Consider the following 12,789-nt stretch of genomic DNA (forward strand, 5'->3'; position numbering starts at 1 on the left):
TGATTACTGATTCTTCTTCTTGCGACGCAGTACAGCGAAGAGGACGAATCCGCCGACCGTCACGGCGACGAGAGCACCGAGACTGAAACCGACCGTGACACCGTGGACACCCTCACTGGCGGGTTCACCAGCCTTGGGCGAGGCGCCATCGGTGATCACGACTTCGTCGGTCTTCTCGGGGGAGGGAGTGGACTTATCGGTGGGTTCATCGTCGGGGGCATCGTCGTCACCATCGACGAGGGTTGTCTCATCGCGTGGGGCCGGGCGCTGATACTGGTCGTCGTCGCCCTGTCCGGTCGGCAGTTCGGGAACGTCGCGAGGAGTGGACGGGGCGTTGTCTTCGAGATTGGAATCATCGGCAATATCCGGCTGATCCTTGTCCTCGTCGTCTTTGCCCTTATCGCCCTTATCGTCGCTACCGTCTGAACCTGCTTTGGGTTCATCGCCTTTTCCGCCGTCAGCGCCAGCATCGTCGGCACTTCCGTCAGCGTCGGTGTCTGAGGATCCGGCATTGCTGTCACTATCGGCAGCCGGAGGCGGACCTTGTGCGTCTGCGGTCGCGTTATCGCCTGAAGCATTGGATTCGGCTTCCCGATCACCGTTAGCAGCAGTGGAGTCATTACCGCCACCGGTCGCGTCACCCCGATCGTCATGGTGGCTGTTGGCACCATCGGATGAGGCGTCGTCGTCGGCAGACGTGCCGCCTGCGTCGTTGGAGCCATCGGCTCCAGCGTCGGACGCTGCGTTGGAGTCGGCTCCATCGGCGGTGGCATTTCCGGTGTCGTCGTCGCCGTTGCTGTTTGCGGTCGCGTTCTTGTCGCCGGGTGGGGTAGTGCCTCCACCGTGGACATTGAACCAGCCGACCACCCACTCACCGTCGCTGTTCTTGACGAAATACTTGATCGTGACTGATCCCTCGAACGGCTTATCAGGAGTGAACGTCACTGAACCGTCGGGTAGCGTCACGAATGTGCCGTAGCCGTCGACCCTGACTGCAGGAGAGCGTTTGCCAGTCTTAGGGTCGACAAGACCAATAGATGTCTGGTCGTAGTCCTCGGGAGGAATGGCTGGCTTGACCGTCACAGAGTCCGAGTTGTCAGCGGGGTAATGGTGCTCCGAATCGGGCGGGGGAGCGGGTGCATCGGGATCCGGCTCTTCGCGGTCACCTGGATTCGTCGGGTCATAGGAATCTTCCTCGGGAGGCGCCGGGGAATCAGGCTCGTCACTCGGCTCATCGGTGGGTTCCTCGGTAGGTTCGTCGACGGGGACCTCGTTGTCGAGTGGACCCTTTGGATCTGTATCGTCTTTGGCAGCGGTGGGCACTTTGGCAGGTAGCGAAGGTGCGCCAGCGTCCGACGGCTCGTCTGGCTTCTTCGCAATAGGAGGGTCGACTTTTGGCTGTTTGGAAACTGGCTGCTCTGGCTTCGGTGCAGGCTGGGTGTCAACCGTCTTGGGTGCAGGTTCGTCGGTGACCGGCTCTGGCTTCGGTGCAGGCTGGGTATCGACCTTTGTTGGAGTCTCAGATTCTGGTTCGGCGGACGGTTCCGCCTCTGGCTGCTGAGCAGGGGGAGTCTCTGCGGGCTGTTCTGTGCTTGGCTCATCGGCATGGGCCAATGAAGTCGCCAGAGTCGTCCCGGACGTTGCAAGCCCGACGGCCACTGCGGCGGCCAGAACGCGCCTCTTGGCGGGTGTTGGCTGTGTCATTTAGTTGAACCTTTCTCATTAGCGGTGACGACACCGTTGGAACCGCGCACGAGTGCGATGCCTTCGCTGGTGTAGCCGATGACACGATCTGGATCGGTGTAGGTGTGCTTGTTGAGGTAGTAGGTGCGTTCGGCTCCGGTTTCGGTGATTGCTGCGGCTCCGAGTGCGGTCGTGAAGACTCCCTCGGTGGATTGCGCGGCGACCGTTCCGTCGTCGAGATTGAATGCAGTGTTGCCGATGATTGCCGTCTCGAGACCACGACCAACTTTCCAGTCCATGTCGGTCGGTGATGCCTCAGATGCGCCGGAGACGGCACCGTCGTCGGCGAGGGAGTGGACAACGACGTAGTTGGTTCCATCGACTGACCATTCCGCGACGGCCAGACCGTGACCGGCATTGATATGGCGAACAAACGTTGCACCCTTTGTCGGTGTGGCCAGGGTGATCGTGGTTGCCGCGTCTTTGTTTTTCCCGAAGGGCACACTCACGAGTCGTGGTTTTCCAGACTCGACTTGGATGAGCGCGTGATCGTCAATGGCCACAGGAAGAAATTGGGGGTTGGTGGTGACCTTGACCGGGTCTTTCTCTCCGACTATGAGTGCTTCGATATCGCCGTCTTCGGTCGTGATCATCGGCGTTGTTCCGGTGACGTTGAGTTTCTGGTCTTTGCCGATCGGCCAGGTCTGAGTCTTGCCCTTTGCTGTGATGGCTGTGACCGTCTTGTCGGTTCGGGCTGCGATTGCCGGTGTGTCATTGATGGTGAACTCTGCGGTGTATTTGATCGGGCCAGCGAGTTTCGCCTTTCCAATTTCGTCTCCGCTGTGGATGTTAGTTAGGACGAGCTCTCCGCTATCGGGCGTGACGTAGGCGACCCCGGCATTGAACCAGCCGAGGGCTGAGGTCTTATCTGCTGGCAGTTCCCACAGTTGCTTGTCGTAGCCGTCGAGCAGTTCGGCGTCGGCGGGTTGAGCCACGGGTGCTGGTGTGAACCAGGTGGGTGAGGATGCGGGTTCGGGCTGGCGAGAGGATCCCATTTGCAGAAGACCCAGAATGAGGACGCCTACGAGGAAGACAGCGAGGGCAGTGATGATGATTGGGGCGCGTTTGGCCCACGCCGGATCGGAGAAGCTGTTCTTTGTATTGGTCTGTGCGCGGGATGTCGACTTTTTCGTGGTGGCGGGTTTGATCGTGGCCCACTTGGCCTTGGCACGGGAGAGGAGGCGACCGATCCGTGTGGGGGTGTGAGGCTTGCTTGTGGGCTTGGGCGGCAGCTCGGGGACGGTGGAGAGTCCGACGGTGTCGTCGAAACTCTCCGGCTCGAGGACCAGCGCACGGAAACCAGGGAGTGCGGAGGTCAGTTCGAAGGAGTCGACGTTGCGGTTGGCCAATGACTGGGCAGCGGCCACGACGGTCGCCAAGGAGGATTTCGCGGCGATAGAGCCCTCTCCTGGAGTGATGATCGAGAAGTTGTGGAACTCGATTTGATATGTCGTGGGGGTCGCTTCGTTCGGGTCGAGGAATTCGAGGTCGGTTGGCGTGACTCGCCACCGACCGGCTCGGAAGCAGACTGTGTCTTTTGCATGGATGGGAGCCAGCTCGATGATCGGTTGCCGGTTGTGGTGGCGTCGCCGGATGACGGCCAGAGCTGCATCGAGGGTGGGTTTGGACACGGAGACATTCGACCGGTCTTTGAGTGTGACCTCGGCGGTGACGATCAGCCCGTTTGGGGCTGTCTCACCGACTTCGATGTCTGGGGTCGTATCTGTGGTGTCGTGCATGTTTCTCCGCCTTGAGGGAAATCCTGGTTTCAGGTGTTGTTCCCCGAAAACTCGGGCGAATGTTTGTCAAGGAGGTCGGTCGTTTGCACATGATTACGGCTCCACACTCATGTGTGGAGCCGTCAGTGGGAGTGGAGGGTCAGTGTGTATGAAGCGGTGTCGGACTTGGCTGTGTGGGGATCCGGGAGAGAAAAAGCGCGAATGCGGTGGTGGCGGGCATGGTGACGAAGATTCCGATGATGCCTGCGAGCATTTGAGTGAGAGTCGTGGCCACGGTGTCTGTTTGGAGGAACGCGGACAGAGGCTGATTGTAGGTATGGGCGAGGACAAATGCTGCGAGGCCGGCGCCGACGACTGAGAAGCTGATCGTGTAGATCGCTGAGGCGGAATGGTCTCGTCCGACGGCGAGAGCTGTGGGCAGAATTGCTCGCCAGGTCGGGGGAGTACCTGGGGTGGTGTGGGAGAAGACGGTGGCGGCTTGGGCTGCGGCAATGTCGTTGAGGATGCCGACGAGCGCGATCAGCAGAGCGGCAAGTGATAGGGCTGAGAGGTCGATTTCGAGACTGGTGTAGGTCAGTGCAGATGCGGATTCGTCGGCTGGACCTAATTCGAGCCAGGTCGCGAGCAGAGTGCCTGCGAGCATGGCAGTGGCGGCACCGCACATGGTTCCGCCCCAGGCGGCGAGGGTCTTCGTCGATAGTCCGTGGGTGAAGAACAGCACGCCGGTGAGGACGAGGACGATGCTGATGGCGGTGTAGAGCAGCGGGGATCCGCCTGCTGCAATTCCGCCGATGAGGAATGCCCAGATGAACAGTGCTGAGGCCAGAAGAGAGGCGATGGCTCGGATTCCTTTGCCTCCGACGACCAGGAGCACGAGTGCGATGATGATGATCGTGAAAATGGTGAGCTTCAATGCGCGGTCATGGGAGTGGAACGTGTAGACAGTTTCGGCGTCGTCGGATTCGGAGGCGTACAGGATTGATCGATCGCCGTTGTCCACGTGGGATAGCCACGCGTCTCGGAAAAGCATGACGTTGACCTGCTGCCCGGTGCTCAGGGTCCCGGTGGCGTCTCCGCATGGGACTTCGTCGGTGACGTTCTCGCAGTCGGTGTAGGACACTTCAGTCAGGACGGCGCTCGGGTAAGAAGTTTCTGTGGTGTTGCTGGGGTTTGGCCACAGGGCAATGGTGAGAGGAATGAGGGCCACAGCAATGACCACGACAACCGCTGTGGCGAGGCGGGTGCCGTGGTCGAGGCGGGTAAGGAGTGTTCTCATGCGCTCAGGTCTTGGGCGTGACTGGGCGGTTGGACGGCCGGTGTTGGTGTTGCGGTTCTTTCCACTGCAATGGCTTCGGCAATCTTGTCGGGCCGGAGACCTGACCACGAGTCGGTCGGGGTCTCGACGTAGGGTGCTTCTCGGTGGCCGGCGGCTTTGATTTCCTTGAGCTTGTCGAGATTTTCAGGGGCGGAGAGGTCCTTGACGTTCGGCGAGTAGCCAGCACCTTTAAAGAAGCTGATCGTGCTTTCACACTTGCCACATTGCGGGGCCGCCCACACGGTGATGTTGGACATTGGTTCCTCCTCGGTTCGGGTGGTCATGGTGTTCACCTCGGGTGGGTCATTCTGGTTCGTTGGGATTCCAGTCGTGGGGGTTCTCAGCTACGACGTGATCGCTCTTATCGCGTTTGGCTTCCTGCTCAGCACCGTCAATGACGAGGGTGTAGAACTCTTCCTGGCCGTAATCGTTGTCCTTGCGGATTCGGTAGGACAACGTATTGGCCCACCACCCGGCCCAGGTCAGCGCCTGCGCTGCGCCGAGAACGTCGTCGCGGTTGTCCGGGTATTCCGTATCCCCACCAAGGAGGGTCGAGAGAACGGTGTATCGGTCACGTCGTGCACTGTCGACGAGTCCGGACGAGACCATGCGGTCTGTGCCTTCGAGCGAGGGAAGGTCATGCTCGGTTTCGAAGGCTTCAGTGTCGAGCATGAGCTGATTGAGGAAACTCTTTGTGTCGGCAGTCCGTTGCTCTTTGAAGCACTTGGGGCAGATCATTCCGTTCTGATCTTTGCCTGCTTTGGTGGCGTAGAAGTCAGACCTAGCAGCCTGTGCTCGCCTCGATGGTGGCACCTTCGAGAGATCGGTGCTGGCGGTATGGCCGCATTTGTATTTGACGGGGTAGTGAGTGGGAATCTTGCTCATCACGGTTCCTTTGTCTCGTTGTGGACTTGTGCACGAAGTTCGGGCACACGCGATGTCGGTGTTTGTCGCGGGTATAAGAGGGGTCTCGCTACGCTCGTGATTAGGAGATTGCTTGTCGCCGGAGAGCTTGGATCTTGTCGCGGTGGCCAGCCGGTTCTGGCAGGTCGTCGACCAGCTTCCTTAAACGGCTGCTGGAAGCTTTGGTGTAGATCTGGGTCGTAGCGACCGAAGCGTGGCCGAGGAGGTCACGGAGACCCATGAGGTCGGGGTTGAGCTCGAGGGCGTCAACGCCGAATTTGTGTCGCAGGGAGTGGGCATTCCTCCCCGGTTGAAAGCCGAGCAGATGCCGGATTCGTCGTCCGATTGATCGGGGCAGCATGTGACCTGAAGGGTTCTGGTCGGAAGGGAAAAAGTATCCGGCGGGGAATTGGGGTAACAGGTCTTGCATGAGGGGGTGGAGGGGGACAAGGCGTTGTTTGTTTCCCTTGCCGAGGACCCTAAGTTCTTTGGTCGGGAGCATGACGTCGTCGGAGTGTGCGCGGGAGATCTCACCGGCTCTCATTCCTTGGAGTTCTCCGAAGAGGATCATGAGGACATCAATGGGTCGGGTTGCTCGCTCGAGCGCTCTGTGAATGTCGTCGATGGGGCAGGGGTTTGGGATGCCGATGCTGTTGCGCATCTTGGGGAGTTTACGGGCGGGGTTCTTCTTGATCTTGCCGATGGTCTCGGCCCACTCGTAGAAGACGCTGAGAGTGGACCGAGCTGAGCGTTTTGTCGAGATCGCTGGTCCTACGTCTTTGGAGAGCCATGTGTGGAAGTCGACGAGAGTGAGCTTGAGGACTGATTTGTGGTTGGTGGTGTCTTGGGTCCAGAGCATCAGCCGTTGAAGATAGTACCCGCGCAGTTCGACGGTGTGTGGGGAGCGGTAGTTAGAGAGGGACGTGGTGAAGGAGTCGTGAAGTGCCTGGTGGGGCTTTGACAGATCGCGGGCGGACATGGAATCTCACTTTCGATTAGGGGAAGTGAGATTGTTTTTAGCATTAGCGACTAGCTGTCCTACTACCGGGGTCGCGCAGACATGGCCCCGAAGATGAAGAAGCCTAGAGTGCCGCCGATCGCTGCGAGCCAGAGCGGACCGGAAGACTCGACCAAGAAAATCTGAAGGAAGGAGGCGACAGCTAGTGCAGCGCAGGCGAAGAACGCGAGCCTGACGGCTATTCCGAGGATTCCGATAAGCAGAAATCCGGCGAGTACTAGCGCCACTATGACTCCGATGTCCATGTTCGCGTCTCCTTGCCTTTTGTGCTGGTACTAAGTGACATACGTTACTACTCGTCACTGACATGGCACTATGCTCGCGCTACTACTGGAATAGCACCGAGGCTCCAGTCATCGTATTCGCGGGTCGGTGTTAGCCAGAGTCCGCGCTCTCCGAGCACTGTTCGAGCTCCTCGCCTGGCGGTTGGGTCTCCGGTGATTCGAACGTCCATCTCCTCAACGTACTGGCCCTCGTGCATACCGCTGGTGTGCGTACCTGACCTGTCGATGAGAGCGAAAGTCAAGGCTGAGTAATCGATTCCGGCCCGAGTGAGCATCGATCGTACCGAGCCGACCGTGAGATGTTTGGCCGTCATCGTCCGACCCCTTCGGCGAGCAGATCGACAAGAGCCTTACTCCAGGCGGCAGCGAGTAGTTGTCCACCAGCGAGCGGAATATGATCACCGATTAGTTGGGCGAAAGCAGCCTCTGTGGTGAATCCTCTAATCGTGAGGTCGGGGGATCGAGCCCCCCTCCCGCTACACTGACAGAAGAACCTCCACCTGCAGGGTGGGGGTTCTTCTGATTCACCGCTCACTCGTGCGGCTGCGCAATGACGTCCTCTGGTGCGAATTCCGCCGCGAACTTCCGAAATGTGCTGCACAGGGCCCAGTAGATGGCTGCGGATACCGGGGCAACCAAGATGACCTGCCACCATGACAGATCTTGTGAGCCCCAGCCGAGAAGTTTGAAGCAGGAGTGGACGCACAGGACGAGGATCATCAGGGTGATCGCTTCGCGTCGGTTGCGACGGCGTTCGGAGGTTGACTCCTTCATAAAAAACAAGGCTACCTGAATAATTGAATCTTCAGGGTGTTTGTTTTCGGTGGACCCGCGGTTGAGGGTGAAGTTAAGATGATCGTTACTCAATTTGTTGACTAATGGAGCCTGTGATGAAAGACCACTTTCGACATCTGCACGGACCGCGGGATCTCGGTTGTCGGCCTTTGCGTAGTCGAGTCCAGATGGCGGCGACCCTGTGAGCGGTGATCCCAGGCTTCCGCTGCGATATGTTGCGATCGGGGACAGCCTCTCCGAGGGCGTCGGTGACGAACCCTGGCCCGATGGCAGCCCGCGAGGCTGGACCGATCGCCTGGCCGCACTTCTGACAGCGCACTACGGACAACATCGGCCCATTCACTATGCGAATCTGGCCGTGCGCGGATACAAGACAGCCCAGATCGTCGACACGCAGATCCAGACGGCCATTGCGCTGCGGCCCAGCTTCGTGACTCTGACCGCCGGAATGAATGACATCATGCGGCCCCGTGTCGACTTCGGCGCCCTGAAGAGTGCCCTCGGAGGGATCGTCGAGCCATTGATCTCTGCCGGCGCCGAGGTCTTCGTAGTCCCCATCCCCAATCTCGCCGGGGTCTCGCCAGCCGGACGACTGATCAACACCCGTCGACTGCGACTCAATGCGATCTACCAGCACCTCGTCGATACCCACGGAGTCCTGCCGTTGACCGATACCACAAATTCGGTCTTCGAAGATCCCCGGGCTTGGGACGAAGATCGCCTTCACCTGGCCACACTTGGTCACGAGCGGCTCGCCTGTGCCGCTGCTGCGAGCTTCGGCCTCCCGATCGGGTTCGACTTCCTCGGTGCTCCAGACGGGCCAGCGCCGGTGCGCACAGGCGGCACCGAAGCACAATGGTGGTGGAAACACGTCAGGCCATGGGTCTATCGGCGGCTGACCGGCAAGTCGTCAGGCGACGGTCGAGTGGCCAAACGCCCTGAGCTGGGGCCGATCGTCACAGACGGGTACTAGGAGGCTGCTGTCCGATCGGCGAGTGTCGCCAGCACGAACTCGCACCAGCGGATGTTCTCCCGTTCGAAGGTGATCCCCCGTGCCAAGGTGAGGTACGGGCCGAGGTGGTCGGCCTCGACCAGATAAGCCTGCTCGCTCCGGCCCTCGAGCAGGTGTCTGCGAGTCTGCTCGTAGCTCTTCAGCTTCGACTTCGAAGCCTCGAGCTTGTCGTGCACATTGGCCTTGATCGATGCGGCGTCTCCGAGTTCCATCGACTCGACCTGTACGAGCAGTTCGTCGCGGATGGCGGTCGGTTTGGGGGTGCGGATCGTGAAGTCGTGCAAAGCGGCACGGCCGGAGTCGGTGAGGGAGAACAGTCGTTTGTTCGGTCGTTTCTGCTGGTGGACTGCCCGGGCTTCGATGAGGCCGGCCGCCTCCATTTTGTCGAGCTCGCGGTAGAGCTGCTGCGGCGAGGCGGCCCAGAAGTTCGAGACGGTCACGTCGAATGCCTTCGCCATGTCGTATCCGGAGGCCTCGCCATTCGAGATCGCGGCCAAGATCGCATCCTGAAGTGCCATAGCCGACACCATAGCCCGGCATCTCGACCGATCACAAAGTTGATTATTCCGGACGTAGACTCAGGTCACGCACTTGCCCACCGTAGGGAATCAATGATGATGGACACACGGCTCAGCAACTGGCTCCTGGACTCCGACCCGGCCCTGCGCTGGCAGGTCGAACGCGACCTGTTGGGCCTCGACGAAGACGTCTGGAGGGAAACGCGGGCGAAGGTGCCGACCGAAGGGTTTGGCCGTGAGCTTCTCAGCCATCAGGACGCTGACGGGCAGTGGGCCGGGGGTGCGTACTTCCCGTCGGATTTCGGGGGCGAAGGGCCTCAGCCGTGGACGGCCACGACTTGGGCGCTCAATCAGCTTCGAGACTGGGGAGCTCCCGCCTCGGCGCTGGAGGGAACAGCCGAGAAGCTGGCTCCGGTGAAATGGGAATACGACGACCTGCCGTATTGGGGCGGGGAAGTCGACGTGTGCATCAATGCGATGACGCTGTCGAACGGTCTGTGGCTCGGTGCAGACGTCGACGCGATCGTCGACTGGTTCCTCGACCACCAACTCGACGACGGGGGCTGGAACTGCGAATGGGTGGAAGGGTCGAGGGTGGCCTCTTACCATTCCACGCTCAATGCCCTGATCGGACTCCTCGACTACCAGGTGCGAACCGGCGATATTGAGAGGGTGGCGGCCGCAAGGGCCCGAGGAGAGGAATACCTGCTGCATCGTGAGCTCTTCCGCAGGCTCTCGACGGGGGAACCCTTCTGCGATCGCGTATTCAGCCTCGTCCATCCGAGGCGAGCCTATTACAACGTCCTCGCTGCGGCCGACTACTTCCGGGAGGCCGACTGCTTCCGGGCGGCGGCAGACGGCACCGGTCCCGATCCGCGCATGGCGGAGGCGATCGAGGTCATCAGATCGCAGCGTCAAAACGACGGGACCTGGTTGCAGGGGCACCGGCTCGACGGCGACGTCTGGTTCCACATCGACGTGCCGACAGGCGAACCGTCGAAGTGGGTGACCCTCCAGGCGACCAGAGTTCTGGAATGGTGGGATTCGGCCTAGAAGTCGACTTCGCTCGGGTCGAGGCCGGGAAACTTGACCTCGTACTTGACCATATCGTTCTTGTGGTCGACGAGTTTGACCGAGCCGAAGTAGGTCTTCTTCTTCGTTTGAACCTCGCAGCTAGTCAGGCCCCACCAGTCCATGACCTTCATATCGTCTCTGCACTCGACCGCCTTGACCTTCATCTTGAACTTGTTCTTGAACAGGTCGTCGATGTCGGCTTCAAGTGATGCCTTCGGAACCGTTCCGTCGCCTTCTTTGTTGACCTTGATCCCGTCGTCACTGGCCCAGGAGGTGGCTTTCGGGGAATCCTTGTAGGGATCCTCATACTTGGTCTTGCTGGGCTCCGGCTTCGCGGCCTCCGAGTTTCCGGCCTCCGTGGGCTCTTCCGTCTCAGCAGCCTCGCCCTGCATGGCACCCGGGGCCTTGGTCTCTTCACCCTGCGCGGCCTCGTCAGTCTTCTTCTCATCACCTCCGCCGCAGCCGCTCAGCGTCAGGGCCAATGCGACACCAGCCGCGGCGATGATTGCTCCTGGTCGCGAGGGTGACTTCTGCATCGGTTTCATCTTGTTGCTCCTCATCGGAATTCATCTGTGCCAGGAATGACTCATCTGACACCACGGGCGTTGTTCGTTCATTGACGATTCTGCCATCACTGCACCGACAGCGAAGGATTTCGCTGTTCAGTTCCGGAGACACATGTGTCCATCCAGGCACATGACGCCTGATCCCCGCCACCGTCGCAGTCTCGACTACGATGACCGGATGATCCCCACCACGACAGCAGCCGACAGCACTGGCCTTCCGCTCCTCGGGCAGGGCACCTGGCACATCGGCGACGATCCAGCGCAGCGAACCACCGAGATCGCGGCGCTGCGCGAAGGTATCGAGCTGGGCATGAGCCTCGTCGACACCGCGGAGATGTACGGTTCCGGACGATCCGAGAACCTCGTCGGAGAGGCGATCGCACCTGTGCGTGATGAGGTGTTCCTCGTCGACAAGGTGCTGCCGACGAATGCCTCGGAATCCGGTGCAGTCGAGGCCTGTGAGCGGTCCCTGTCTGTCCTCGGCACCGACCACATCGACCTCTACCTGCTCCACTGGCCAGGCTCATACCCGGTGGAGGAGACGATCGCCGCCTTCGAGGGACTCCGCGAACGGGGTCTCATCGGAGCCTGGGGTGTGAGCAACTTCGACCCGGCCGAGATCGCGGACCTGCCCGCGGTGCCGCTGATCAATCAGGTCCTGCTCAACCCGTCCCGCCGGGGTCCGGAGTTCGACCTTCTGCCCGCCCACCGCGACAGCCGACCGCACATCACGACGATGGCGTATTCGCCCGTGGAACAGGGGCAGCTGCTTAAAGATCCCACCCCCGCCGAGGTGGCCCGCCGCCACGACGCGAGCACCGCCCAGATCCTCTTGGCCTGGGCGATCCGGTCCGGTGATGTCATCGCGATCCCCAAGGCCTCGAGGCCAGATCATGTGCGGGCCAACGCTGCGGCGGTCGACATCGATCGTGCATTCCCCGCCCCGACATCGCCGCTGCCACTGGAAGTGATCTGAATGACCCTGCCATCGATCGGTCTCATCTCCCACGGCACCTCGTCGGCAGAGGGGCGCAAGGTCATCGAATCGCTCGCCTCCGCCGTCACTGAGGACCTGCACCGCCGAGGCCTGGCCGCCGAGGTGATGCTCGGCCACGTCGATGTCCAGCACCCTGATGTCGCCGAGGTGCTTTCGGCCCTGCCGCCTGATTCCCCAGTGATCCTCGTGCCGCTGCTGCTCTCCCCGGGTTATCACGTTCATGTCGACCTCGCTGACGCCGTCCGTGCTGCGGGAGGCGCCGATGGGCGAACGGAGCCAGACGCTGACCAGCCTGAAGCGAGCGTGCGAGCCGGGAGTCGTGACATCCGACTGACGCCGACGCTGGGGCCGGACCCTCGGCTTGCCCGGATCCTGGCCGAGCGTCTGCCGAACCTCGAAGACGAAGATCAGGTGGTGCTCGCGGCCGCAGGATCAAGTGACGACAGGGCCAACGATGCCTGCCTGGAGATGGCTGAATCTCTGGCTCATGAGCTCTCGAGGCCCGTCGTTGCAGGGTTTCATGCCGGCAGGGGAGAGCGCTTGGGCGATATTGTTGAGCAGAAATGTGGGTCCGGTGCACGCATAGTGCTCTCGAGCTATCTTCTGGCGCCGGGATTCTTCCAGGATCTCACTTCGACGCTCATTTCTGATTCCCGCGAGACCCTCGCACCACCGCTGCTCCATGACGGCGCGAGAACCCCGCCATTGCTGGTCGATGTCGTTCGGGACCGGATAATCTCAGCACTCTGAACCGGGGTCAATTTCCACGACCAGGATCGTCATCGGTCGACTTATGTCGTCATGTGTCACGAAAAGACATGATTG

The 12,789-nt window shown here is 60.6% G+C and carries 14 protein-coding genes; 4 read left to right on the top strand and 10 right to left on the bottom strand.

The genetic code is table 11. The features are described 5' to 3' along the window. Window positions 1-3: 3 nt before the first annotated feature. From HX613_RS03345 to HX613_RS03380, 8 genes are all read right to left on the bottom strand, one after another. Window positions 4-1,704, bottom strand: a complete 1,701-nt coding sequence (locus HX613_RS03345; RefSeq protein ID WP_235344069.1) for a hypothetical protein — start codon at window positions 1,702-1,704, stop codon at window positions 4-6. Then, on the bottom strand, window positions 1,701-3,482 hold the full coding sequence (locus tag HX613_RS03350) for a hypothetical protein (RefSeq protein ID WP_235344070.1): 1,782 nt from the start codon (window positions 3,480-3,482) through the stop codon (window positions 1,701-1,703). The genes HX613_RS03345 and HX613_RS03350 overlap by 4 nt, the downstream gene beginning before the upstream one ends. A 139-nt stretch (window positions 3,483-3,621) precedes the next feature. After that, window positions 3,622-4,758: a YibE/F family protein gene (locus HX613_RS03355; RefSeq protein WP_235344071.1), complete on the bottom strand. Its 1,137-nt coding sequence runs from the start codon at window positions 4,756-4,758 to the stop codon at window positions 3,622-3,624. Next, complete coding sequence (locus HX613_RS03360; protein ID WP_235344072.1) at window positions 4,755-5,054, bottom strand: glutaredoxin family protein; 300 nt, start codon at window positions 5,052-5,054, stop codon at window positions 4,755-4,757. The genes HX613_RS03355 and HX613_RS03360 overlap by 4 nt, the downstream gene beginning before the upstream one ends. Window positions 5,055-5,100: 46 nt before the next feature. Next, window positions 5,101-5,682 (bottom strand): hypothetical protein, encoded by a 582-nt coding sequence (locus HX613_RS03365; protein WP_235344073.1) that lies wholly within the window; start codon window positions 5,680-5,682, stop codon window positions 5,101-5,103. A gap of 100 nt (window positions 5,683-5,782) precedes the next feature. Beyond that, a complete protein-coding gene (locus HX613_RS03370; protein WP_235344074.1) occupies window positions 5,783-6,679 on the bottom strand; it encodes a tyrosine-type recombinase/integrase in 897 nt (298 codons plus the stop codon). 62 nt (window positions 6,680-6,741) lie between these two features. Further along, window positions 6,742-6,963 carry a hypothetical protein gene (locus HX613_RS03375; RefSeq protein WP_235344075.1) on the bottom strand — a complete coding sequence of 74 codons (222 nt, stop codon included), beginning with the start codon at window positions 6,961-6,963 and terminating at the stop codon, window positions 6,742-6,744. Window positions 6,964-7,533: 570 nt separating this feature from the next. Further along, entirely contained in the window at window positions 7,534-7,776 is a 243-nt protein-coding gene (locus HX613_RS03380) for a hypothetical protein (protein ID WP_235344076.1), read from the bottom strand. Window positions 7,777-7,978: 202 nt separating this feature from the next. Between HX613_RS03380 and HX613_RS03385 the strand changes: the two genes are divergently transcribed. Further along, window positions 7,979-8,770: an SGNH/GDSL hydrolase family protein gene (locus tag HX613_RS03385; protein WP_235344077.1), complete on the top strand. Its 792-nt coding sequence runs from the start codon at window positions 7,979-7,981 to the stop codon at window positions 8,768-8,770. Here HX613_RS03385 and HX613_RS03390 read toward each other — a convergent pair. Then, the gene (locus tag HX613_RS03390) at window positions 8,767-9,327 is read right to left on the bottom strand and encodes a PadR family transcriptional regulator (protein WP_235344078.1); all 561 of its coding nucleotides are present in this window, start codon (window positions 9,325-9,327) and stop codon (window positions 8,767-8,769) included. The two genes, HX613_RS03385 and HX613_RS03390, sit on opposite strands and share 4 nt — an antisense overlap. Before the next feature lie 93 nt (window positions 9,328-9,420). Between HX613_RS03390 and HX613_RS03395 the strand changes: the two genes are divergently transcribed. Then, on the top strand, window positions 9,421-10,380 hold the full coding sequence (locus HX613_RS03395; protein ID WP_328284887.1) for a squalene cyclase: 960 nt from the start codon (window positions 9,421-9,423) through the stop codon (window positions 10,378-10,380). On the opposite strand, the gene HX613_RS03400 is transcribed toward HX613_RS03395, so the two are convergent. Beyond that, a complete protein-coding gene (locus HX613_RS03400; protein ID WP_235344079.1) occupies window positions 10,377-10,946 on the bottom strand; it encodes a hypothetical protein in 570 nt (189 codons plus the stop codon). The genes HX613_RS03395 and HX613_RS03400 overlap by 4 nt on opposite strands. 151 nt (window positions 10,947-11,097) lie before the next feature. Between HX613_RS03400 and HX613_RS03405 the strand changes: the two genes are divergently transcribed. Together HX613_RS03405 and HX613_RS03410 are read left to right on the top strand one after the other, a co-directional pair. After that, entirely contained in the window at window positions 11,098-11,943 is an 846-nt protein-coding gene (locus HX613_RS03405; protein WP_235344080.1) for an aldo/keto reductase, read from the top strand. Continuing rightward, the gene (locus HX613_RS03410) at window positions 11,944-12,714 is read left to right on the top strand and encodes a sirohydrochlorin chelatase (protein ID WP_235344081.1); all 771 of its coding nucleotides are present in this window, start codon (window positions 11,944-11,946) and stop codon (window positions 12,712-12,714) included. Window positions 12,715-12,789: the final 75 nt, after the last annotated feature.

The organism is Brevibacterium sp. UCMA 11754, from assembly GCF_021532275.1.
Lineage (GTDB): Bacteria > Actinomycetota > Actinomycetes > Actinomycetales > Brevibacteriaceae > Brevibacterium.